Raw genomic sequence first — 20,178 nt, 5'->3', positions numbered from 1 at the left:
ACGCTCCATCGAAAGGGAAAAACGGCGCAGCGAACGGCGGAACGTCAAGCGATCCGCGGATCGAGCCACGCCTGCAACAAATCGACCAGCACGTTGGCCGCGATCACCACCAGCGACGACAACAGCAACACGCCGAGCAGCACGTCGAAATCGCGCGCCAGCACGGCGTCGAGCGCGAGCCGGCCGAGGCCCGGCCAACTGAACACCGTCTCGGTCACGGCCGCGCCGCCGAGCAGCGTGCCCACGTGCATGCCGACCATCGTCGTGAGCGGCATCAGCGCGTTGCGCAGCACATGGCGGATCGTCACGCGGGCCGGATGCAGGCCCTTGGCATACGCAGTCCGAACGAAATCCTGGCGCTGCACCTCGAGCATCGCCGCGCGCACCAGCCGCGCGTAGATGGCGACGAAGAACGCCGCCAGCGTCACGGCCGGCAGCAGCACGTGCTTGCCCACATCGATCAGCCACGCGATGCCGTGCAGCGACGCGCCGATCGTCACGTTGCCGCCGCTCGGCAGCCAGCCGAGCCGCACCGAGAACAGCACGATCGCGAGCAGGCCGATCCAGAAGCCGGGCGTGGAATAGAACAGCAGCGCCAGCACCGACAGCACGCGATCGGGCCACTTGCCCGACCAGTGCGCCATCACCGCGCCGAGCACGATGCCGACGATCACGGCCAGCGCGAGCGCGGTGCCCATCAGCAGCAGCGTGTTCGGCAGCCGCGCGAGGATCAGCTGCATGACGGGCATGTCGTAGCGCGGCGAATAGCCGAGGCTGAAATGCGCGAGATGCGACAGATAGCTGGCGAGCTGATGCAGGATCGGCTGATCGAGGCCGAACTTGGCGCGCAGCATCGTCATGGTTTCGGCGGTGGCCGAACCGGCCTCGCCGGCCAGCACGTCGGCCGCGTCGCCGGGGAGCAGCTTGAGCAGGAAGAAGTTGAAGATCACGATGCCGATCGCCGTCGGCAGCGCCTGCCACGCGGTGCGCCGCAGCACCGCGATCCATCGTCCGTTATGCGTCAGTTGCGTCATGGCGGGCTCCGGGCGTCACGCGGCGTCGGCCGGGGCGGCCGCGCGTTGCCAGACCCGGTGCGCATAGGCGGACTCGGGGAAATCGGCCGGCACCTCGCCCGCCATGCGCGCGGCATGGGCGTCGAGATCGGCGGCGAACAGATCCTCGCTGATGCGCGCGATCACGGCGGGAATGTCGCGCTTCATGCACGGCACGTCCCCCACCGGCACGCCGAAGCTGACGAAACCGGCCGGGTTGTGCACGTGGATATGACGCAGGTACGGCGCCGCGCCCGGCGTGCGTTCGAGATATTCGAGCGCGCGGCCCAGGTACGGATGCGCGCCGAGCGCGTCGTCACGGTCGGCCGCGTCGGGCTGATGGCGGTCGCGCCAGAGCAGCACCTCGTCGGCGAAATCGGCCAGCTCGGGCCGTGCGTGCAGATCGATCGCATAGCCGGTGCCCGCGATCGCGAAGTCGAACGCGAAGCGCTCGCCGGCCGCCTCGGCGATCAGCTCGCCGTGCTCGATGCGGGCGGCCGTCCACTCGCCGCCCAGATGCAGATGGAACGCGTCGTGGCGCGTCGCGCGCTCCACCGCGTCGGGCGGCGGCGTCGAGCCGGCCTGGCGGAAACGGCGCGCGAGCTGCCAGCGCAGCGCGTCGGGCAGGCTCGGGTAGTTGTCGTAGGCGCCCGGATAGGCGCGCGCCCGCGACACGGGCAGCGCGGCGATCGCCGTGCGGCGCACGAACAGATGCACGGCCGCCGCGCCCGCCTCGAGCGCCGCGCGCAACTCCGCATCGAGATGCGCGTGCGCGCGCTGCGTGTGCTGCTCCGACAGCCGCGCCGCGCGCGCCGCATCGCCGGCCGCGATGGCGTCGGCGATCGCCGCGTGCTCGTCCCAGATCGTCGCGCGCTGCCCCGACACCTGCAGCATCGCGCCCATCGCGCGGCGCAGATGCACCCAATGCACGCGCGCCGTCTCGCCGATCAGCGGATTGCCCGACGCCGCATACACGGCGAAGTGAAACGCCACGTCCGCGTCGATCATCGTGCGCACCGCGCCCTGCGCCGACACGCGCCGCCCGTCGGCCAGCAAGCGTGCATCGAGCGTCACGCGCCGCCGTGCCGCCAATTGCGCGGCCAGCGCGTCGAGCGTGCCGCGAATCTCGAACAGATGCGCGAGCCACGGCGCATCGAGCGGCGCCACCAGCACGCCGCGTCCCGGCGCGTCCTGCACCAGCCGGTCCTTCTTCAGCAGCCGCAGCGCCTGCAGCACCGGCGAGCGCGACACCGCGAGCCGCTCGGCGATCTCCTCCTGCGTGATGCGCATGCCCGGCGCGAGCGTGCCGTCGCAGATCGCGTCGGCCAGCGACGCATAGACAGCCTCGACGTAGTCCGGGCGTGTCGGAATCCTCAGCAAGGTCGGTGTCATGGCCCGCTCCGTGGCATGCCGCGCCGGCTCAGAGATCAAGCACGAGCCGCTTGCCGGCCGGCAGCGACACGCAGGCGGTAAGGTGATCGCGGCGCTCGTCCTCGTCGAGGATGGTGTCGTTGTGCTGCACCTCGCCTTCGAGATAGCGCAGCTTGCAGGTGGCGCACAGGCCCGCGCAGCACGAGGTGGGCACCGCGATGCCGGCCGCGCCGAGCGCGTCGACGAGGCTCTCGCCCGCCTTCAGCATCACCACCTGCCCGGTGCTCGCGATCGTCACCTCGCATTCGCCTGCCGCCGCGCCGCTGCCGCCCGGCTCGCCTTGCGGCCGCTCGGGCGCCTTGAAATGCTCGAAGTGCACGGTGCCGGCGGGCCAATGCGCGGCCGCTTCGGCGCAGGCGGCCATGAAGCCGGCCGGGCCGCAGTAGTACACGTGCGTGCCGGGCGCGTGATGCGCGAGCAGTTGCTTCACGTCGAAGCGCAAATGCGCGAGCCCTTCGTCGTGGTGATCGTGCAGCTTGCCGGCGCGGCGCAGCGCGTCGAGCTCGGGGCCGAACGCGGCGGCCTCGGCATTGCGCGCGCAGTAGTGCATCTCGTACGCGACGCCGCGCGCCTCCAGCTCGTGCGCCATCGCCTTGATCGGCGTGACGCCGATGCCGCCCGCCACGAGAATCACGCGCGCGGCATCGCGCGCCAGCGCGAAGTGATTGCGCGGCCGACCGATCGTGACCAGATCGCCGGCGCGCAGTTGCTCGTGCACGGCGCGCGAGCCGCCGCGGCCGTTCTCGTCCTTCAGCACCGCGATCACGTAGCGGTGCCGTTCGCCCGGCGCGTTGCTCAGCGAATACTGGCGAATCGTGCCCTGCTTCAGATGGACGTCGATATGCGCGCCGGCCTCGAACGGCGGCAGCGGCGCGCCGGCCGGGCTGACCAGTTCGTAGGAGTTGATGCCGCGCCCTTCGTGGCGCACCTGTTTCACCCTCACTTCGAGGGTATCGGCGGCGCGCTGCGCGGCGCCGGCCGCCGCCTGCGCGGGGGCCAGTTCGGCTTCCAGTTCGGTTTCCATGCGATGTCGTTCCTTGTCCCTGGCCGGCGGCGCGCTCGCGCGCGGCGGGCGCGCCGCCGGGAAGGCATTGGCGGAGAAGCGGCTCAGCGCTTCAGCGATTGCTCGAGTTCGTCGAAGCGGCCCCGCACGAACGCGGCGCGCTCGGCGCCCTTCATCGGCTCGCTCTGCGTCAGGATCTCGACCACCGATTTGAGCACCTTGCGGCGGCGCGCCACTTCCTCCTCGACGGTCTCGCCCTCGGCGATCTCGAACACGTTGCCCGAGCAATAGCTGTTCGGCGCGCCGGCCAGCTCGCGGAACCATTCGACGAAGCCCTGCGCCGACGACGGCGGATTGGTGCCGCGCACCGCGTCGCGCAGCATCTTGCGGAACTGGTAAAGGCCCGCGTCGAAGCGCGTCGGATGTTCGAGCGAATGCACGGCGATCGGGCGCTGGCTGATGATCGCCTCGTAGTCGCCCGGCGCGTATTGCGCCTGCTTGTAGTGCGCGCGCTCGCGGTGGTTCGGCGGAATCGGCGGCAGCTCGTCGAGCTTGTACTTGCCGAAGCGCTCGGGGCGGCGCATCGCCACCTGGCCTTCGAGGAAATCGATCGACTCGTAGCCCACCAGATCCTTGTTGCCGACGCCGCGCGTGTCGATGCCCGGCCCCATCACGCGCCAGCCGATCATCTTGCTGTTCTCGTCGTCCACCGGCACCGTCCAGCGAATGATGTGGAAGCGGCTGAACAGCTTCTTCTGCGCGCCGTCCTCGGACGTGTAGGCGTGCAGGCTCAGGTTCGGCAGCACCTGGTGCTGCACGCGCACGAACAGGCGATCCTTGTCGACGCGGCGCGCGCCCGCGCAGGCCAGGCTGCGGCCGCCCTGCACCGGCACGAAATTCATGTCGGGCGCCACTTCCATCGAGGCCGCGCCCACTTCGTCGAACGTGGTGCCCTGGAAGTGTCCGCCCACCACGCTCTTGCCCGCGTGCAGCGCGGCCGTGTGGTAGTTGTCGGCCGCGTTGTCCTGCACCTGCAGCCAGTTGCAATGCTGGAAGTTGCTGTACGGCACCAGTTCGTCGCCGTCCATCACCGTGAAGTCGCCTTCCCACTCGGGGAACGGCGGCTCCTCCTCGGGCGGCCCCATGTAGGCGAACACCAGGCCGTTGCGCTCGACCGCCTTGTAGGCGCCCTGGCGGATCGAACAGGCGAACTTCTCGGCCTGCGTCTCCTCGCCCTTCGGGAACGGCACGTGCAGGCAAGTGCCGTCCACGTCGAACACCATGCCGTGATAGCAGCACATGATGCCGTGCTCCTGGATCGCGCCGTATTCGAGCGACGCGCCGCGGTGCACGCAGTGCGCATGCAGCACGCCCACCGCGCCGCTCTTGTCGCGGAACGCCACCAGTTCCTCGTTGAGGATCTTCAGGAAGCGCGGCGTATCGGTCAGTTCGAGCGACATGCACACCGGGTGCCAGAAGCGCCGCATGAATTCGCCGGTGGGCGTGCCCGGCCCGGTTTCCGTCAGCTCGGGATCGTGATCGGGAATCTTGTTCGTGTAATAGCCGCCGTAGGGAATCAGTTTCTTGGCAACCGGTGCCGCACCGCCCGCGGTGCGCGGCTCGTCCAGTTTGTCCGATTTGACGCTCATGACTTGCTTCCTCCAGTGATTGATGGGGACCGTCCCGCTCGAATTCTTTTTGAACTCTGAACTCTGTATACAGAGCGTAGTGTTCTGAATCCGGAATGTCTGTATGGGTTAACACCGAGAGGCGGCGGAATGCGGGGAACGCGAGCGCGCGACGATTCGCGCGCCGGCGGCGGCGCGCGAGTCAGACAAGGACAGGAAAAAGCGGGCGGGGGAAGCGGAAGAAGCGGGAACGCAGGATCGCGGCGGCGCGCGGCCGCTCAGCGCACCGACATCGATTCGGTCATGTTCTGCCGCATGTAATCGAGGAAGCGCTTCTGGAACAGCATGGTGTGTTCGTGCGCCATCTGTTCGGCGAGATCGGCGTCCTTGCGCTCGATCGCGTCGATCATCTCGGCGTGATCGGGGCCGAGCGCGGTGGCGCTGGCCGAGCTGATCGTGTAGTCGAAATGGAGGTGCAGCAGGCGCTGCCCCTCGCCGAGCAGGCGCTCGTAGTAGCCGACGAAATACGGGTTGTTGGCCGCCTGCGCGATGACCATGTGGAACGCCTTGTTGGTTTCCGACATCGCCTGGAAATCGCCGCTCGCGAGCGCGGCCATGTAGGCGGCGTCGGCCTCGCGGATGCGCGTCAGGTCGGCCGCGCTGCGATGCTGCGCGGCGAGCCGCGTGACGGCGCGCTGGATCAGGTCCAGCGCCGAGATGTACTTCGGAAATTCCTCGATCTCGAACGGCGTGACGAGCGTGGTGCGGTTCGGCAGGATCGTGACGAGCCCTTCGCTGATGAGCCGCGCGAGCGCGTCGCGCACCGGCGAACGCGACAGGCCGAACTGCTCGGCCAGCGACACCTCGTCGAGCGGCGAGCCCGGCTTCAGCTTCAAGGTCAGGATCTGCTTGCGCAACTCCTCGTAGATATATCGCCCGCCGTGCCGGCGCACCGTGGCTTCGGTATCCGCAGCTGCTTTGCTCATCCTCACACCGCCGTCGTCATGCGCCCGAAAGGCCGGGCGTGCGGCGCAGTTTAGCATCCCGCACCCTGGCCTCAGGCGCCCGGAAAGCCGTTGCCCCAGGTGTCGCTGAGCATGAATCCGGCCGCCAGCGGATCGTCGGGATCGACGCCGATCTGCTGGATGCCGTAGATCCACGCGCGGCCCGTCACGCGCGGCAGCACGGCCGGGCGGCCCGCCACGTCGGTGCGCCCGAGCAGCTCGATGCCGAATTCGCCGCCGATCGTCGAGCGCGACGTGAGCCGGCTGCCGGTGTCGGCCAGCCCGCGCGCCGCCAGCGCGGCGAGGTTCGCCGAACTGCCGGTGCCGCACGGCGAGCGATCCACGCGCCCGGGCGGCAGCGTGGTGCAGGTCTGATAGACAGTGTCGCTCACGCGGTGGCGGAACATCACGTAGGCCACCTCGTCGAGCTCGGGCAGCAGCGGATGGCGCACCGCCACCTGCTGGTTGACGCGCTGCCTGAGCGCCACGCCCAGCTCGGCCAGCGCGCGCGCGTGCTCCGGCGCGATCGTCAGCCCCACCTGCGCCACGTCGATCAACGCGTAATACACGCCGCCGAACGCGATGTCGGCGCGGATCGTGCCGAGCGGCCCCGCATCGATCGGCACGTCGAGCTGCTCGACGAAGGCCGGCACCATGTCGAGCGAGACGCCGGTGCAGCGGCCGTCGCGGCACGCCGCGCGTGCCGTGACGAGCCCGGCCGGCGTGTCGAGCACCACGGTCGTTTCGGGCTCCTGCATGTCCACCATGCCCAGTTCGAGCAGCGCCGTCACCACGCAGATCGCGTTGCTGCCCGACATCGGATGCGCCTTGTCGGCCTGCAGCACGATGAAGCCGGCGTGCGCCTCGGGCCGCGTGGGCGGCAGCAGCAGGTTGACCGACATCTGCAGGCAGCCGCGCGGCTCCAGCACCACGAGCCGGCGCAGGCTGTCGTCCACCGCGTTGATGTGGTTCATCTTGTCGAGCAGGGTCTCGCCGGGAATGCCCACCACCCCGCCCGTGATGACCTTGCCGATCTCGCCCTCGCAATGCACGTCGACGAGTTGCAGCGTCTTTTTCCAGCGCATGATCGGTCGTCCTTACTTGATGTACCAGCCCCACGGCTCCGGGCTGTCGTAGCGCGTGATCTGCTTGGTTTCGAGGTAGTTGTTCAAGCCCCACTCGCCCAGTTCGCGGCCGATGCCGCTCTGCTTCATGCCGCCCCACGGCGCTTCGGTGAAGGTGGGCTGCGAGCAGTTGATCCAGACGATGCCGGCGCGCAGCGCGCGCGCCACGCGCTCGCAGCGCGGCAGGTCGCGCGACATCACGGCCGCGCCCAGCCCGAAGCGCGAATCGTTGGCGGCGCGCACCGCCTCGGCCTCGTCGTCGAACGGACGCAGGCACACCACCGGCCCGAAGATCTCCTCGTTCCAGATCCAGCTGTCGGCCGGCACGTCGGCGAACACGGCCGGCTCCATGAAGTAGCCGCGCTCGAGATGTGCCGGGCGCGCGCCGCCCGTCACGAGCCGCGCGCCTTCGGCCACGCCGCGCGCCACGGCGTCCCGCACCTTGGCGTATTGCCCGGCGCTCGCGAGCGGGCCGAGCAGCACGCCGTCGTCCAGCCCGTTGCCGATCGCGATGCGCCGCGCCTCCTCGGCGAGCCGCGCCACCAGAGCTTCGTAAAGGCCGCGCTGCACCAGCACGCGCGAGGTGGCCGAACACACCTCGCCCTGGTTCCAGAAGATGCCGAACATGATCCATTCGACGGCGGCCTCGATGTCGCTGTCGTCGAACACGATGAACGGCGACTTGCCGCCCAGCTCCAGGCTGATGTTCTTGATGTCGCGCGCGGCGGCCTGCATGATCCGGCTGCCGGTGGGCACGCTGCCGGTGAACGCGAGCTTGTCGACGCCGGGATGCTCTGCGAGCGGCGCGCCGGCGTCGGCGCCCAGCCCCGTCACCACGTTCAGCACGCCCGGCGGCAGCCCGGCGTCCGCCGCGATGCGCGCCAGTTCCAGCGCCGTGAGCGGCGTCAGCTCGGACGGCTTCAGCACCATCGTGCAGCCGGCCGCCAGCGCGGGCGCCACCTTCCAGGCCGCCATCAGCAGCGGGAAATTCCACGGGATGATCGCGCCGGCCACGCCCACCGGCTCGCGGCGCGCCACCGAGCTGAAGCGCGCGTCGGGCAGCGCCACCGGCGTTTCGGCCTGCGCGTCGAGTTGCTCGGCCAGCCCCGCATAGAAATCGAAGCAGCCGGCCGCGTCGCCGAGATCCCAGCGCGCCTCGGGCAGCGGCTTGCCGTTGTCGCGCACTTCGATCTCGGCCAGTTCGTCGAGCCGCGCGCGAATGCCGCCTGCGATGCGGCGCAGCACCGCGCCGCGTTCCGCGCCGCTCAGGCGCGGCCACGGGCCGTCGTCGAACGCGCGGCGCGCGGCCTGCACGGCCAGATCGACGTCCTCGGCGGTGGCGGCGGCCACGCTGGCGAGCACGGTTTCGGTGGCGGGATCGACGGTGTCGAAGCGGCCGTTGCGTACGGGGGCCACCCAGCGGCCGTCGATGTGGAGATGCGGATAGTCGGTCATGGTCGGTACGTGGAAAACGGTGAGCAGTGCCGGGTATTCAACCCGATTCAAAAATCCTGTTCAAAACCGGTAGGCGCTGAACGGCGCGAGATCCGTGCCGGGCGCCCGGCCCGCCGCCAGTTCCGCGATCAGCCGGCCGGTGGTGGCGCCGAGCGTCAGGCCGAGCTGGCCGTGCCCGAACGCCATCAGCACGTTCGGCAGGCGGCGCGAGCGGTCGATCACCGGCTTGGTGTCGGGCAGGAACGGCCGGTAGCCCACGCCGTATTCGACGCCGGCCGTGCGCAGTTGCGGCAGCACGCGGCGGGCCTTGCCGAGGATGATGTCGGCGCGCCGGAAGTTCGGCTTCGCGCCCGCGCCGGCGAATTCGATGGTGCCGCCGATCTGCAGGCCGCGCGTCATCGGGCTGAAGCAGAAGCCGCCGTCGGCGTAGATGATCGAATGGCGCAGGTCGACGCCCGGATCGGGCAGCACGGCCTGATAGCCGGCGATGCCCGCCAGCGGCACGTTCACGCCGAGCACGCCGAAGAAGCGCCGCGCGCCGGTGCCGGCGGCCACCACCACGTGCGCGGCGGCCACGCGTTCGCCGTTCGCGAGCGTGACGCCGGTGGCGCGGCCGTCGGCTTCGTCGATGCGGCTCGCCTCGGTACGGACGCGCCGGCCGCCCTGCGCGACGAAGCTGCCGGTCAGCGCAGCCACGAAGCCCATCGTGTCATTGACGGCGCGCCAATCCGGAAACAGCAGCCCGTGCGCGAACTTGCCGGCCAGCGCCGGTTCGAGATCGCCGATCTCGTGCGCGTTCAGCCGCTGCGACGCGAAGCCGAGCGCCGCGCGCAATTCGAGGTTCGCCTGCTCGTGCGCGATGCCGGCCGGATCGTCGAACAGTTCGAGCACCGGCCGCTCGCCGAGCAGCGCGGCGTCGCCGCAGGCGTCGAGCAGCGGCGCGTAATCGGCGTACACGTCGTGCGTCAGCGTGGCCAGCGCCCGCGCGATCGATTCGATGCGGCCGCGCCGTGCATTCAGCACGAAGCGCACGAACCACGGCAGCATGCCGGGCAACGCGCCGGGGCGCAGCGCGAGCGGGCCGGTCTGATCCATCAGCCAGCCCGGAATCTTCATCAGGATGCCGGGCTTCGACAGCGGGATCACCTCGCTGACGGCCATCTGGCCGCAGCTCCATTTCGCGGTGCTGTCGCCGGGCGCGGCCGGATCGATCAGCGTGACGGCGTGGCCCGCGCGCTGCAGATACAGCGCGCAGCACACGCCGACGATGCCGCCGCCGATCACGACGGCCGCTTCGCGCGCCGACGCCTGCGGCGCGGTGCGGGACAGGTCGACGGGAACGGCGCTCACGTCGCGCACTCCGGAAGGCTGAAACGGCGGGCACGGGAATCCGCGCCGCCGATCGCGTACTCGCCGCGGCTCGCGCTCCCGGCGCGACACGCGACGCCATCGACGCAACGCCCGACCAGCGCGGGCGCGCCGCCGGCGATCGTGCGCACCGCCCTGCCCGCGGCGCGCCCCTCGATGCTGCTGAAGCTCTGCTTGCTCATCCTGTGTCCTTGCAGAAAAAGCGGGCCGGCGCGAATGACGCCGGCCCCGCCATCACGCTTGCACGGCCTCGAACACCGCGCGGAATTCGGCCTTTTCCTCGTCGGTCAGCGGTTGCAGCGGCATGCGCGCCGCGCCCACCTTGAAGCCCGCCAGCTCGCAGCCGTATTTCACCTTCTGCACGAACTTGCCGGCCTCCATGGCCGCCATCACCGGGAACAGCGAGCGCATCACGTCCTGCGCGCCGCGAATGTCGCCTGCGCTGAACTTGTTATAGAAGTCCACCACCGGTTTGACAAAGCAGTTCGCCGGCCCGCAGATCCAGCTCGACGCGCCCCACAGGAAGAAATCGAGCGCCTGATCGTCGGAGCCGCACGACAATTGATAGGCATCCTTGTAGTTCTCGCCGATCTCGATCGCGCGCAGCAGGTTGCCGCTGCTCTCCTTCACGCCGATCACGCGCGGGTTGTCGCGGAACGCGTCGAGCACGCCGAAGCCCACTTCCACGTTGGTGCGCACCGGGTAGTTGTAGAGCACCACGTCCACCTCGGGCACCGCGTCGAGAATCGCCTGGTAGTGGCCGATCAGTTCGGATTGCGAAGGCAGCGCGTAATACGGCGGCGCGATCAGCACGGTGTCGTAGCCCGCGTCGCGCACGAGGCGCGTCTGCTCGATCACCTCGCGCGTGCACGAGCCGTTCGCGCCGCCGATCAGCAGGCCGCGCCCGTTCGCCACCTCCTTGACCGTCTTCAGGATCGCGCGGCGCTCGTCGTGCGCGAGCGCGTAGTACTCGCCCGTCGAGCCGAGCGGCACGAAGCCCTTCACGCCCGCGGCGAGCTGAAATTCGACGATGCGCGCGAGCGTGTCGTGGTCGACCGCGCCGGTCGAATCGAACGGCGTCACGAGGGCGGGCAGGATGCCTTTCATCTGCATGGGTTTCTCCAGAAAATGCCGGAACGCACCGGCTCAGTAGCTGTAGCGCCGCAACAGGCGCGACTCGATCACGCCCACCAACCGCGTGAGCGGAAAGGCGACGAGGAAATAGATCAGGGCCACCACGGTCAGGAATTCGACCGGCTTGGCCGTGCTGTTCGATATGTTCTGGCCGACGAACATCAGGTCCGCCACGCCCACGGAAGAAATCAGCGCGCTCTCCTTGAACAGGCTGACGCCGTTCGACAGCAGCGGCGGAATCGCGCGCAGCAGCGCCTGCGGGAAGATCACGTAGAGGATCTTCGCGTGCGGCGTGAGGCTCAGCGCGATGCAGGCGTCGTGCTGTTCCGACGAGATCGACTTGAGCGCGCCGCGAAACGTCTCGCTGGTGATGGCCGCCATGTAGAGCGTCAGCGAGATCACCACCGACGCATACGGCGGGATCGGAATCCGGAACACCACCGGAAAGCAGAAGAACACCCAGAACAACTGGATCAGCAGCGGCGTGCCGCGAAAGAATTCGACGTAGAGCGAGGTGGCCGCCTTCAGCGCGCGCGACGGCGCGAGGCGCAGCAGGCTCAGCGCGAAGCCGGCCAGGCTGCCGATCGCGGCGCAACTGGCGGTGAACGCGATGGTCAGGCCCAGGCCCTTGAGCAGCACGAACCAATACGGCAGCACCGCGGTGAAATCGAGTTGCATGTCGCTCTCCTCAGCGCTCGAGCGCGAGATCCTGCCGCCGCTCGAGCAGGTGCACGAGCCGCGCGATCGGCAGGGACAGCGCGAAATAGATCAGGGCGATCACGGTGTAGGTTTCGAGCGGCCGGTACGCTTCGGTCGCGAGGCTCTTGCCCACGTACATCAGGTCCGCCACCGCCACGATCGCCACCAGCGCGCTCTGCTGCAGGCTGCCGATGCCGTTGGTCATCAGCACCGGCGTGGCGCTGCGCAGCGCCTGCGGCAGCACCACGTACAGCGTGCGCTGCCACGGCTTGAGGCCGAGCGCGATGCAGGCGTCGAGCTGCTCCTTCGGCACCGCCTGCACGCCGGCCCGGTAGGCTTCGGCGTTGAACGCGGTCAGGTTCAGGCCGAGCGCGAGCACGCCCATCGCGATCGGATCGATGAACACGTCGACCATCATCGGGATGCAGTAGAAGAACCAGACGATCTGCAACAGCGCCGGCGTGCAGCGGAAGAATTCGATGAACAACTGCGCGGGCCAGCGCAGCGCGGCCCAGCGGCTCATCGCCAGCAGGCACAGCGCGAAGCCGAGCACGATGCCCATCAGGTTCGAGGCCAGCGCCAGCTCCACGGTCACGCGCAGGCCGCCGAGCAGCGCGCCGGCGCTGCCTTCGAGGAAACGGAAATCGAATTGGTAGTGCATGGCGGCCTCAGTCGAGATGCAGCACTTTTTCGAGGAATTCCCGCGTGCGGGTTTCCTTCGGGCTACGGAACATCTCGGCCGGCGCGCCCTGCTCGACGATTTTGCCGCCCGCGCAGAACACCACGCGCGTGGCGATGTCGCGCGCGAAATGCATGTCGTGCGTGACGATGATCATCGCCATCTTCTGCTCGGCCAGTTGCAGCATCACGTTCTGCACCTCGATCACCATCTCGGGATCGAGCGCCGACGTGACCTCGTCGAACAGCATCAGCTTCGGCTCCAGCATCAGCGCGCGGGCGATCGCCACGCGCTGCTTCTGGCCGCCCGACAACTGGCTCGGATACGCATGCAGCTTGCTTTCGAGGCCGAGCCGCGCGAGGTACTGCCGCGCGCGCTCGATGGCCGCCGCCTTCGACAAGCCGCCCACCTTCACCGGCGCGAGGATCAGGTTGCCGAGCACCGACAGGTGCGGAAACAGCGTGTAGTGCTGGAACACCATGCCGATCTGCTTTTGCAGCGCGGCGTCGATGCGCTTCGCGCCGCGCACGTTCGCGCCGTGGATATACGGCCGGCCGGCGAAATCGATGCGCCCGCCCTGAATGCCTTCGAGGCCCATCATCACGCGCAGCAGCGAGCTTTTGCCGCTGCCGCTCGGGCCGATGATCACGAGCCGGTCGTCGGCGCGCATGTCGAGATTCATGTGATCCATCACGACGAGGTGCTCGCCGTAGGATTTGACGACGTCGCGCAACTGCACGAAATCGGCGGCCGGCTGGGCCGGGAAATCGAGCACGGCCGGCGCGGCGGCGGGCCGCGCCAGCGCGGATCGGGATGACAGCATGATGAGTCTCCAGCAGGGCGCGCCTGGGGCGCGCGGGCCAATCGGGAAACGGTCGGATTCGGCCGGACCGCGGTCGGAACGCGTCTGCCGCGCGCGGCGCATGCGTCGCAGTCCGAAGCATGTCCGGCGGGCCGGCGCGATGCGATGCGGCGCGCCTACTTCTTCGGCAGCATCGCCTGCACGGATTGCTGGATCAGCGCCGCCATCGCGCCCGATTTCACCTGCTCGGTCACGTAGCGGTTCAGCACGGCCAGATCGGCGGGCGGCGTGTCCTTGCGCAGGCCGAAGCCGATCTCCTGTTGCGCCACGGCCGGCTCGGGATGGATCACCGCGGCCCAATCGGGATGCGCCTCGGTCAGCAGCATGTTGGTGATGTTCGCGTCGGCCAGCAGATCCGCGCGCTTCGACATCAGCGCGAGCCGCGTTTCGTCGTTGCCGGGCAGGCGCATGATCTGCGCCTGCTTGAGCAGCGCCGTGATCGCCTTGTCCTGCGCGGTGCCCGACATCACGGCCACGGTCACGCCCGGCTTGTCGAAATCGGCCAGCGAACGCGCGCCCTTCGGGATCTTCGGGTTCTGCCGCTGGTAGACGAACGAGACGTTGTAGCTGGTGGCCGGCGCCGAGAACGCAATCGCCTGCTCGCGCTCGGGCGTGTCGTTGAGCGCCATCGACAGATCCCATTTGTCCGATTGCAAGCCGGCCACGATGTTGTCCCAGCTCGTGTCGACGAACGCCACCTTCACCTTCAGGACGTTCTGCCCGAAGTTGCGGCACAGCTCGGAGAAGAAGCCGCTGTACCGGCCGGTGATCGGGTCGCGCATCACGTAGGGCGGCGCCACCGCCGCGCCGCAGCGCAGCACGCCCGCTTTCCTCACGCCTTGCCAGGCGCTCGTGTCGTCCGCGTGGGCGGGGCCGCCGAACGCGATGAAGCCGGTTGCCGCCAGGCACGCGAACGCGCGGCGAGTGATGCGGGACAGCCGAAGCATGGTCATCTCCGAAACCAGGGAACAACACGTTGAACGCCACATCGAAACAGCACGCAATTCTGTGCGTTTTGATGTGTGCAAAGTTGTATGCAGTGTAGAGAAACAAAAATCGGGCTGTCAACTAGGCGATTGCACCGAGTTCGGCGAAAGGGAAAATCGGCGATGACGCGCGCGGGGGCGCGTCGCGCCCGGGCGGGGAGAGGGGAATCAGACGGAATGCGGCGGAACGGCGGGAACGTGCCGGCGCGGCGGCGCGCGAGCGGCCGCCGGGGGCAAACGACGTGGGAGATGAAACGAACGTAGCCGGCGGGCGCGCCGGCCCGGTGCTAGCGCAGCGCGTCGAGCCGGCTCAGCTCGTCGTCGGTGAACAGCCGCGAGCGCGTCAGGAAGCGCAGGCCGCTCGTGCCTTCGAGCGAGAACATGCCGCCGGTGCCGGGAATCACGTCGATGATCAGCTGCGTGTGGCGCCACGACGCGTACTGCGCGTCGCTCATGTAGAACGCCATGCCCTCGATCTCGCCGAGCCGCACGTCGCCGCTGCCGACGATCAGTTCGCCTTCCTGAAGACACATCGGCGCGCTGCCGTCGCAGCAGCCGCCCGACTGGTGGAACATCAGCTGGCCGTGCTTGCGGCTCAGTGCCTGGATCAACTGGCGGGCGGCGTCGGTGGCGACGACGCGCGGCGGCGAATCGGACATGGTGTCTCCTCCCGGCGCGATGCGCCAACGGTGGCGGGCGGCGCTGTCCAGCGGTTCAGCCGCCCATCCGTCCGATAGTAGGCAGCGCGGCCCCGGCTCGACAGGCGGGGTTAACCCGCTGGATCGGCCGCTGGGTCGGCCGCTGGGTCGGCTGGCTCGGCCGCCTCGTCCGAATGCGCCTCGTGAAGCGCTTCGAGCGCCTGCACGAGCTGCTTGCTGGCCGTGCCGGCCAGGTACTTCTGCACTTCGCCCGCCACGCGCGCCTGCGCCACCTGCCAGTGTGGCTCCGCGCTGCGCAGCTTGGCCACGCCGCTGTCGCTGAGGCGCGCGACCTTGAAGCGCGCGTCGCCTTCGGAAAACACGCTCACCCAGCCCGACTGCACCAGCACCTTCATGTTGCGCGAGATGGTGGTCTTGTCGAGCTTGGTGGCGGCGGCGATCTCGGTGAAGGTGGCCGACTCGAGCCGCGCCAGCACGCGCAGCAGCGCGAACTGCGTGGCCTTGAGGCCGGTGGGGCGCAGCACCTGATCGTAGATGCCGGTCAGCGCATTGGCCGCGCGCCTGAACTGCGTGCAGTAGCAATCGGGGAGCATGGGTCGGCACGTCGGCGCCGCCGCGGGCGCCGTGAACGGACGTTGGTGAAGTTGCGCCGACGTTACACGCGATGCCCGAGGGCGTCAAAGCGGAATGTCGTTCGGCGGCGAACCGGCACTCGCGGCACTCGCGGCACTCGTGGCACTCGTGGCACGGGTCGAACTCGCCGCGGCGCGCGCAGTCTCACCTCACCGATCCCGCATCCTCGAACGGAGCCGCCATGCCCCCGCCTTCGCGCCCCCTCGCCCGCCCCCTCCGCCGCGCCTGCCTGGCCGCCCTGCTGGCGCTGTCGTCCGCCGCGAGCTACGCCGCCAGCTTCGACTGCGCGCAGGCCAGGCAGCCCGACGAGCGGGCGATCTGCGCCTCGCGCAGCCTCAGCGAGCAGGACGTGGAGATGGCGGTGCGCTTCCAGATGCTGAGCGGGCTGGTGGCGATGGGCACGCGCGGCGACATGGGCGTGGCGCAGCGCGACTGGCTGCAACGCCGCGCGCGCTGCGGCGCGTCGCAAAGCTGCCTCGCGGCCGCGTATCGCGACCGCATCGCGGTGCTGAAGCAGGACTACGAGCAGTTGAAGCGCCGCGGGCCGTTCTGAGCGCCACGCCCAGGCCCCGGCAAAACAGCGAGGCCGCCTTGCCGGCGGCCTCGGTTCTCACATCATCTCGGCCAGCACGGCCGGGTCGCCCGTCTGGATCCGCAGCCGCCGCGCCTGACGCGGCATCACGACGTACATCGCGGCGACGATGCCCACCACGAACAGCGCGAGCTGCAGCAGCAGCATCCCGCCATGCGACGCGAGCGCGGCGTGCCTGACCGGGTAAGTCAGCAGATTGGCGACGACCGACACGAGCATCGACCAGCCCAAGGTGGTCAGCCCAAGCATCACCGCCTGCCAGAAGCCGTAGCGCTCCGGTACGGTCAGCCCGTGCCTGGCGAACCCGCGGCGCGTCATGTAGCCGAACACCGGCAGGCTCAGCACCACGATCAGCGCGACCGACGCGATCACCAGCAGCAGGCCCAAGCCGAACGCGCCGTTGGGCCCGAGCTTCGACAACAGGCCGCCGCTCCGGCCGGTCAGCACGTAAAACACCACCACGATCACAATCACGCCGATCGTGATCGGCACGGTCGCCAGCGTGACGCGCCAGAAGCACGACCACCACACGGCGAGACGCTGGGAAAACGACAACGGGGGAGTCATGGTGAACATCGTGGCCTCGGTTTCATTCTGGTTGGAGTCGGACAGCCTGATGCAGTGCGCCGCGCACGCGCGCGGCGCCACGCGAAACCGGCGGCGCGCACCCCGTGCCGCGGCCTCACGCGAACCGGCCCGGCGGCGCGTCTCTCGTGCGCGCCGCCGGGCCGGGATGCTACGAACGGCCAGCGGGCTTATTCGCCGGCTTTCTTGTCCTGCACGTCCTGCTTGATCTGCGGCAGCGCCGACGCCTCGCCCGGCGTCAGCAGCCCGACTTGCGCGTACACGCGCAGCTTGTCGCGCGTATCGGTGATGTCGAGGTTGCGCATCGTCAGTTGGCCGATCCGGTCGCGCGGCGAGAACGTCGAGGCCACCTTCTCCATCGACAGACGCTCCGGCGCGTACGTCAGGTTCGGCGAACGCGTGCTGAGGATCGAGTAGTCGTTGCCGCGGCGCAGTTCGATGCGCACTTCGCCCGTGATCGCGCGCGCCACCCAGCGTTGCGCCGTTTCGCGCAGCATGATGGCTTGCGGATCGAACCAGCGGCCTTGATACAGCAGGCGGCCGAGGCGGCGGCCGCTTTCGCGGTACTGCTCGATCGTGTCTTCGTTGTGGATGCCGGTGACGAGGCGCTCGTAGGCGATGTACAGCAGCGCGAGGCCCGGGGCTTCGTAGATGCCGCGGCTCTTCGCCTCGATGATGCGGTTCTCGATCTGGTCGCTCATGCCGAGGCCGTGGCGGCCGCCGATGCGGTTCGCTTCGAGCAGCAGTTCGACCTGGTCGGCGAATTCCACGCCGTTCAGCGCGACCGGGCGGCCTTCCTCGAAGCGCACCGTCACTTCCTCGGCGGCGATCTTCACGTCGTCGCGCCAGAACGCCACGCCCATGATCGGGTTGACGATCTTGATGCCCGAATCGAGGCTTTCGAGATCCTTCGCTTCGTGCGTCGCGCCGAGCAGGTTCGAATCGGTCGAATAGGCCTTCTCGGCCGACATCTTGTAGCCGAAGCCGGCCTTCGTCATGAATTCCGACATTTCGGCGCGGCCGCCCAGCTCGTCGATGAACTGCTGGTCGAGCCACGGCTTGTAGATCTTCAGATCCGGGTTGACGAGCAGGCCGTAGCGGTAGAACCGCTCGATGTCGTTGCCCTTGTAGGTGCTGCCGTCGCCCCAGATGTTGACGCCGTCTTCCTTCATGGCGGCCACCAGCATCGTGCCGGTCACGGCGCGGCCGATCGGGGTCGTATTGAAATAGGTGACGCCGGCCGTGGAGATGTGGAACGCGCCCGATTGCAGCGCGGCGATCCCCTCGGCGACCAGTTGCGCGCGGCAATCGATCAGACGGGCGTTTTCGGCGCCGTATTCGCGGGCACGCTGCGGAATCGAATCGTAGTCCTCTTCGTCCGGCTGGCCGAGGTTCGCGGTGTATGCGTACGGCACGGCGCCCTTGATGCGCATCCAGTGCAGCGCGGCGCTGGTGTCGAGGCCGCCGGAGAACGCAATACCGACCTTCTGGCCAGTCGGGAGATTTTCAAGAATCGTGGTCATGACGGAAAACCGTTAAATCGTGATCGAAAGGGAATGCGCGTAACCCGTAAGTATCGGCGGTGCCTGATTATGAGGCAAGTTTTGTCGCCGCCCGGCGAAACCGCCGAAAACCGGGGCAAATCGGCCGAAATCGCGCGAAATCGGCCCCGGCCGCGCATGATTCACCGGATTTTCGCCGATTTCCGGCCCGCGAGCCGCCGGCGCGCCCGTTCGGCGTCGCGTGCCGGCCCGCGCATTCTCCTTAAACAAAGTTTCATCCGACGATACGGTTGTTTCAGAAATGGAGCCAGGACGCGGCCAGATAATTGGCCCATCGTGATCTCGACAGGGAGCCGGGAATGACGCGTCCGATGAGCATCGAACTGATCAACGAGTACGGCAAGAGCGCCGTGCTGGTGTCGATCGAGAAAGCCTCGGTGATCCTCGATCCGGCCGACGTGGACGCCGTGATCCAGTACCTGAGCCTGCTGCGCGCCTCGATGCAGCCGCCGGTGCCGGAGGCGCCGTCGCGCTCCGAGCAGTACGTGGTCGAAATGGACCCGTGCTGGTACACCGAGCAGCATGCGCTGTACGGCGGCGCGGTGCTGTTCCTGCGCCACACGGGCCTCGGCTGGAGCGGCTTCGCGCTGCCGCCGCTGAGCCTGGAACGCCTGCACGAATCGCTCGGCCGCCATCTCGAGGATGCGCGAGAGGCGACCAGCCTGCCCAACTGAGCCGGCCGCGGTTGTCACCCGCGCCCCGATTCTGAAAAAAGCTTCATGTTTCGGGCGCGGTGTTGTTAACGCGCGCCGCCGATCATGACCGCACCGCAAATGTTGCCCGCACACCCATGAACCAGCTCCAGGCGATGCGCGTCTTTACGCGCGTAGTGGATCTCGAAAGCTTCAACCTGGCCGCGCGCCAGCTCGGCATGTCGGCCGCGGCCGTCACGCGCAGCGTCGGCATGCTCGAGGCGCACCTGAACATGCGCCTGCTGAACCGCACGACGCGCAGCCTGTCCCTCACCGAAGCCGGCCGCGAATATCTCGACGGCTGCCGCGTGATCATCGAAAAGCTCGACGAGGTCGAATCGAACCTCGTGCGCGCCACCCGCGACCCGCGCGGCACGCTGCGCGTGGCCGCGTCGATGAGCTTCGCGGCCGGGGGCCTCGGCGAACTGCTGGCCGCCTACCGGCTCCAGCATCCGCGCGTGGGCTTCGACGTGACCACCTTCGACACCCACATCGACATGGTCGAGGGCGGCTACGACGTCTGCTTCTCGGACGACCGCCGGCTCGTCAGCGCCACGCTGGTGTCGCGCTCGCTGACCACGGTGCGCGAGGTGCTGGTGGCCTCGCCCGACTACCTGGCGCGCCACGGCACGCCGGCCGATCCGGCCGCGCTCAACGATCACAGCCTGCTGACGGTGTCCGACGGCGCCGCGCGCACCTGGGAATTCGCCGATCACGACGGCGTGTGCCGCGTCTACACCGGCCAGGCGCTCGCCTCGAGCGGCAGCGCGATGGTGCGCGTGGCGGCGCTGAGCCACATGGGCATCGCATTGCTGCCCGAGCCGCTCGTCACGCCCGACGTCGAACGCGGCGAACTGGTCACGCTGCTCGACCGCTATGCGGCCAACGGCGGCCCGCGCAACATCTCGATCCTGTATCCGGGCCGGAATTATCTGTCCATGAAGGTGCGCAGCTTCATCGATTTCTCGGTGGGCCGCTATCGCGGCGCCGACCGCGCCGCCCCGCTGCGCGCCGTCGCCTGACCCGTCTC

21 protein-coding genes are annotated in these 20,178 nt (G+C 68.8%); 3 read left to right on the top strand and 18 right to left on the bottom strand.

Features of this window, described 5'->3' with window-relative positions; all coding sequences use genetic code 11:
- Positions 1-44 precede the first annotated feature (44 nt).
- The 16 genes from G3N92_RS01185 to G3N92_RS01110 all read right to left on the bottom strand — a co-directional run bounded on the left by G3N92_RS01185 (position 45) and on the right by G3N92_RS01110 (position 15,677).
- Entirely contained in the window at positions 45-1,025 is a 981-nt protein-coding gene (locus G3N92_RS01185; protein WP_206125623.1) for an ABC transporter permease, read from the bottom strand.
- A gap of 24 nt (positions 1,026-1,049) precedes the next feature.
- Positions 1,050-2,444 carry a GntR family transcriptional regulator gene (locus G3N92_RS01180; protein ID WP_206125613.1) on the bottom strand — a complete coding sequence of 465 codons (1,395 nt, stop codon included), beginning with the start codon at positions 2,442-2,444 and terminating at the stop codon, positions 1,050-1,052.
- 28 nt (positions 2,445-2,472) lie between these two features.
- Positions 2,473-3,507 carry a PDR/VanB family oxidoreductase gene (locus tag G3N92_RS01175; protein WP_206125612.1) on the bottom strand — a complete coding sequence of 345 codons (1,035 nt, stop codon included), beginning with the start codon at positions 3,505-3,507 and terminating at the stop codon, positions 2,473-2,475.
- Between the two features lie 83 nt (positions 3,508-3,590).
- Positions 3,591-5,135 carry a Rieske 2Fe-2S domain-containing protein gene (locus G3N92_RS01170; RefSeq protein WP_206125611.1) on the bottom strand — a complete coding sequence of 515 codons (1,545 nt, stop codon included), beginning with the start codon at positions 5,133-5,135 and terminating at the stop codon, positions 3,591-3,593.
- 257 nt (positions 5,136-5,392) lie between these two features.
- Positions 5,393-6,100 carry a GntR family transcriptional regulator gene (locus tag G3N92_RS01165; protein WP_206125610.1) on the bottom strand — a complete coding sequence of 236 codons (708 nt, stop codon included), beginning with the start codon at positions 6,098-6,100 and terminating at the stop codon, positions 5,393-5,395.
- Positions 6,101-6,171: 71 nt separating this feature from the next.
- A complete protein-coding gene (locus tag G3N92_RS01160) occupies positions 6,172-7,203 on the bottom strand; it encodes a proline racemase family protein (protein WP_206125609.1) in 1,032 nt (343 codons plus the stop codon).
- Between the two features lie 12 nt (positions 7,204-7,215).
- The gene (locus G3N92_RS01155) at positions 7,216-8,697 is read right to left on the bottom strand and encodes an aldehyde dehydrogenase family protein (RefSeq protein WP_206125608.1); all 1,482 of its coding nucleotides are present in this window, start codon (positions 8,695-8,697) and stop codon (positions 7,216-7,218) included.
- A gap of 60 nt (positions 8,698-8,757) precedes the next feature.
- Complete coding sequence (locus G3N92_RS01150; protein ID WP_206125607.1) at positions 8,758-10,047, bottom strand: FAD-dependent oxidoreductase; 1,290 nt, start codon at positions 10,045-10,047, stop codon at positions 8,758-8,760.
- On the bottom strand, positions 10,044-10,247 hold the full coding sequence (locus tag G3N92_RS01145) for a hypothetical protein (protein ID WP_206125606.1): 204 nt from the start codon (positions 10,245-10,247) through the stop codon (positions 10,044-10,046). The genes G3N92_RS01150 and G3N92_RS01145 overlap by 4 nt, the downstream gene beginning before the upstream one ends.
- A 52-nt stretch (positions 10,248-10,299) precedes the next feature.
- Positions 10,300-11,178 (bottom strand): dihydrodipicolinate synthase family protein, encoded by an 879-nt coding sequence (locus tag G3N92_RS01140; protein WP_206125605.1) that lies wholly within the window; start codon positions 11,176-11,178, stop codon positions 10,300-10,302.
- A 33-nt stretch (positions 11,179-11,211) separates the two neighbouring features.
- Entirely contained in the window at positions 11,212-11,877 is a 666-nt protein-coding gene (locus G3N92_RS01135; RefSeq protein WP_206125604.1) for an amino acid ABC transporter permease, read from the bottom strand.
- Between the two features lie 10 nt (positions 11,878-11,887).
- A complete protein-coding gene (locus G3N92_RS01130; RefSeq protein ID WP_206125603.1) occupies positions 11,888-12,559 on the bottom strand; it encodes an amino acid ABC transporter permease in 672 nt (223 codons plus the stop codon).
- A 7-nt stretch (positions 12,560-12,566) separates the two neighbouring features.
- Positions 12,567-13,268 (bottom strand): amino acid ABC transporter ATP-binding protein, encoded by a 702-nt coding sequence (locus G3N92_RS01125; protein WP_241014492.1) that lies wholly within the window; start codon positions 13,266-13,268, stop codon positions 12,567-12,569.
- Positions 13,269-13,555: 287 nt separating this feature from the next.
- Complete coding sequence (locus tag G3N92_RS01120) at positions 13,556-14,386, bottom strand: transporter substrate-binding domain-containing protein (protein ID WP_206125601.1); 831 nt, start codon at positions 14,384-14,386, stop codon at positions 13,556-13,558.
- Positions 14,387-14,712: 326 nt separating this feature from the next.
- Positions 14,713-15,084 (bottom strand): DUF779 domain-containing protein, encoded by a 372-nt coding sequence (locus tag G3N92_RS01115; RefSeq protein WP_206125600.1) that lies wholly within the window; start codon positions 15,082-15,084, stop codon positions 14,713-14,715.
- A 110-nt stretch (positions 15,085-15,194) separates the two neighbouring features.
- Positions 15,195-15,677 (bottom strand): MarR family winged helix-turn-helix transcriptional regulator, encoded by a 483-nt coding sequence (locus G3N92_RS01110; RefSeq protein WP_206125599.1) that lies wholly within the window; start codon positions 15,675-15,677, stop codon positions 15,195-15,197.
- Between the two features lie 221 nt (positions 15,678-15,898).
- Between G3N92_RS01110 and G3N92_RS01105 the strand changes: the two genes are divergently transcribed.
- A complete protein-coding gene (locus tag G3N92_RS01105; RefSeq protein ID WP_206125598.1) occupies positions 15,899-16,270 on the top strand; it encodes a lysozyme inhibitor LprI family protein in 372 nt (123 codons plus the stop codon).
- 57 nt (positions 16,271-16,327) lie between these two features.
- Here the strand turns inward: G3N92_RS01105 and G3N92_RS01100 are convergent, their stop codons facing one another.
- Complete coding sequence (locus G3N92_RS01100; protein WP_241014485.1) at positions 16,328-16,876, bottom strand: hypothetical protein; 549 nt, start codon at positions 16,874-16,876, stop codon at positions 16,328-16,330.
- A gap of 188 nt (positions 16,877-17,064) precedes the next feature.
- A complete protein-coding gene (argG, locus tag G3N92_RS01095; RefSeq protein WP_206125596.1) occupies positions 17,065-18,417 on the bottom strand; it encodes an argininosuccinate synthase in 1,353 nt (450 codons plus the stop codon).
- 338 nt (positions 18,418-18,755) lie between these two features.
- On the opposite strand from argG, the gene G3N92_RS01090 reads away from it, so the two are divergent.
- Positions 18,756-19,130 (top strand): hypothetical protein, encoded by a 375-nt coding sequence (locus tag G3N92_RS01090; protein WP_206125595.1) that lies wholly within the window; start codon positions 18,756-18,758, stop codon positions 19,128-19,130.
- A 116-nt stretch (positions 19,131-19,246) separates the two neighbouring features.
- Positions 19,247-20,170 (top strand): LysR family transcriptional regulator, encoded by a 924-nt coding sequence (locus tag G3N92_RS01085; RefSeq protein ID WP_206125594.1) that lies wholly within the window; start codon positions 19,247-19,249, stop codon positions 20,168-20,170.
- The last annotated feature ends 8 nt before the right edge of the window (positions 20,171-20,178 follow it).

The sequence above is a fragment of the Burkholderia sp. Ac-20379 genome, from assembly GCF_017104645.1.
Classification (GTDB): domain Bacteria; phylum Pseudomonadota; class Gammaproteobacteria; order Burkholderiales; family Burkholderiaceae; genus Burkholderia.
The sequence above is the reverse complement of the archived record's forward strand: the minus strand, read 5'-3'. Positions and strand labels throughout refer to the sequence as shown.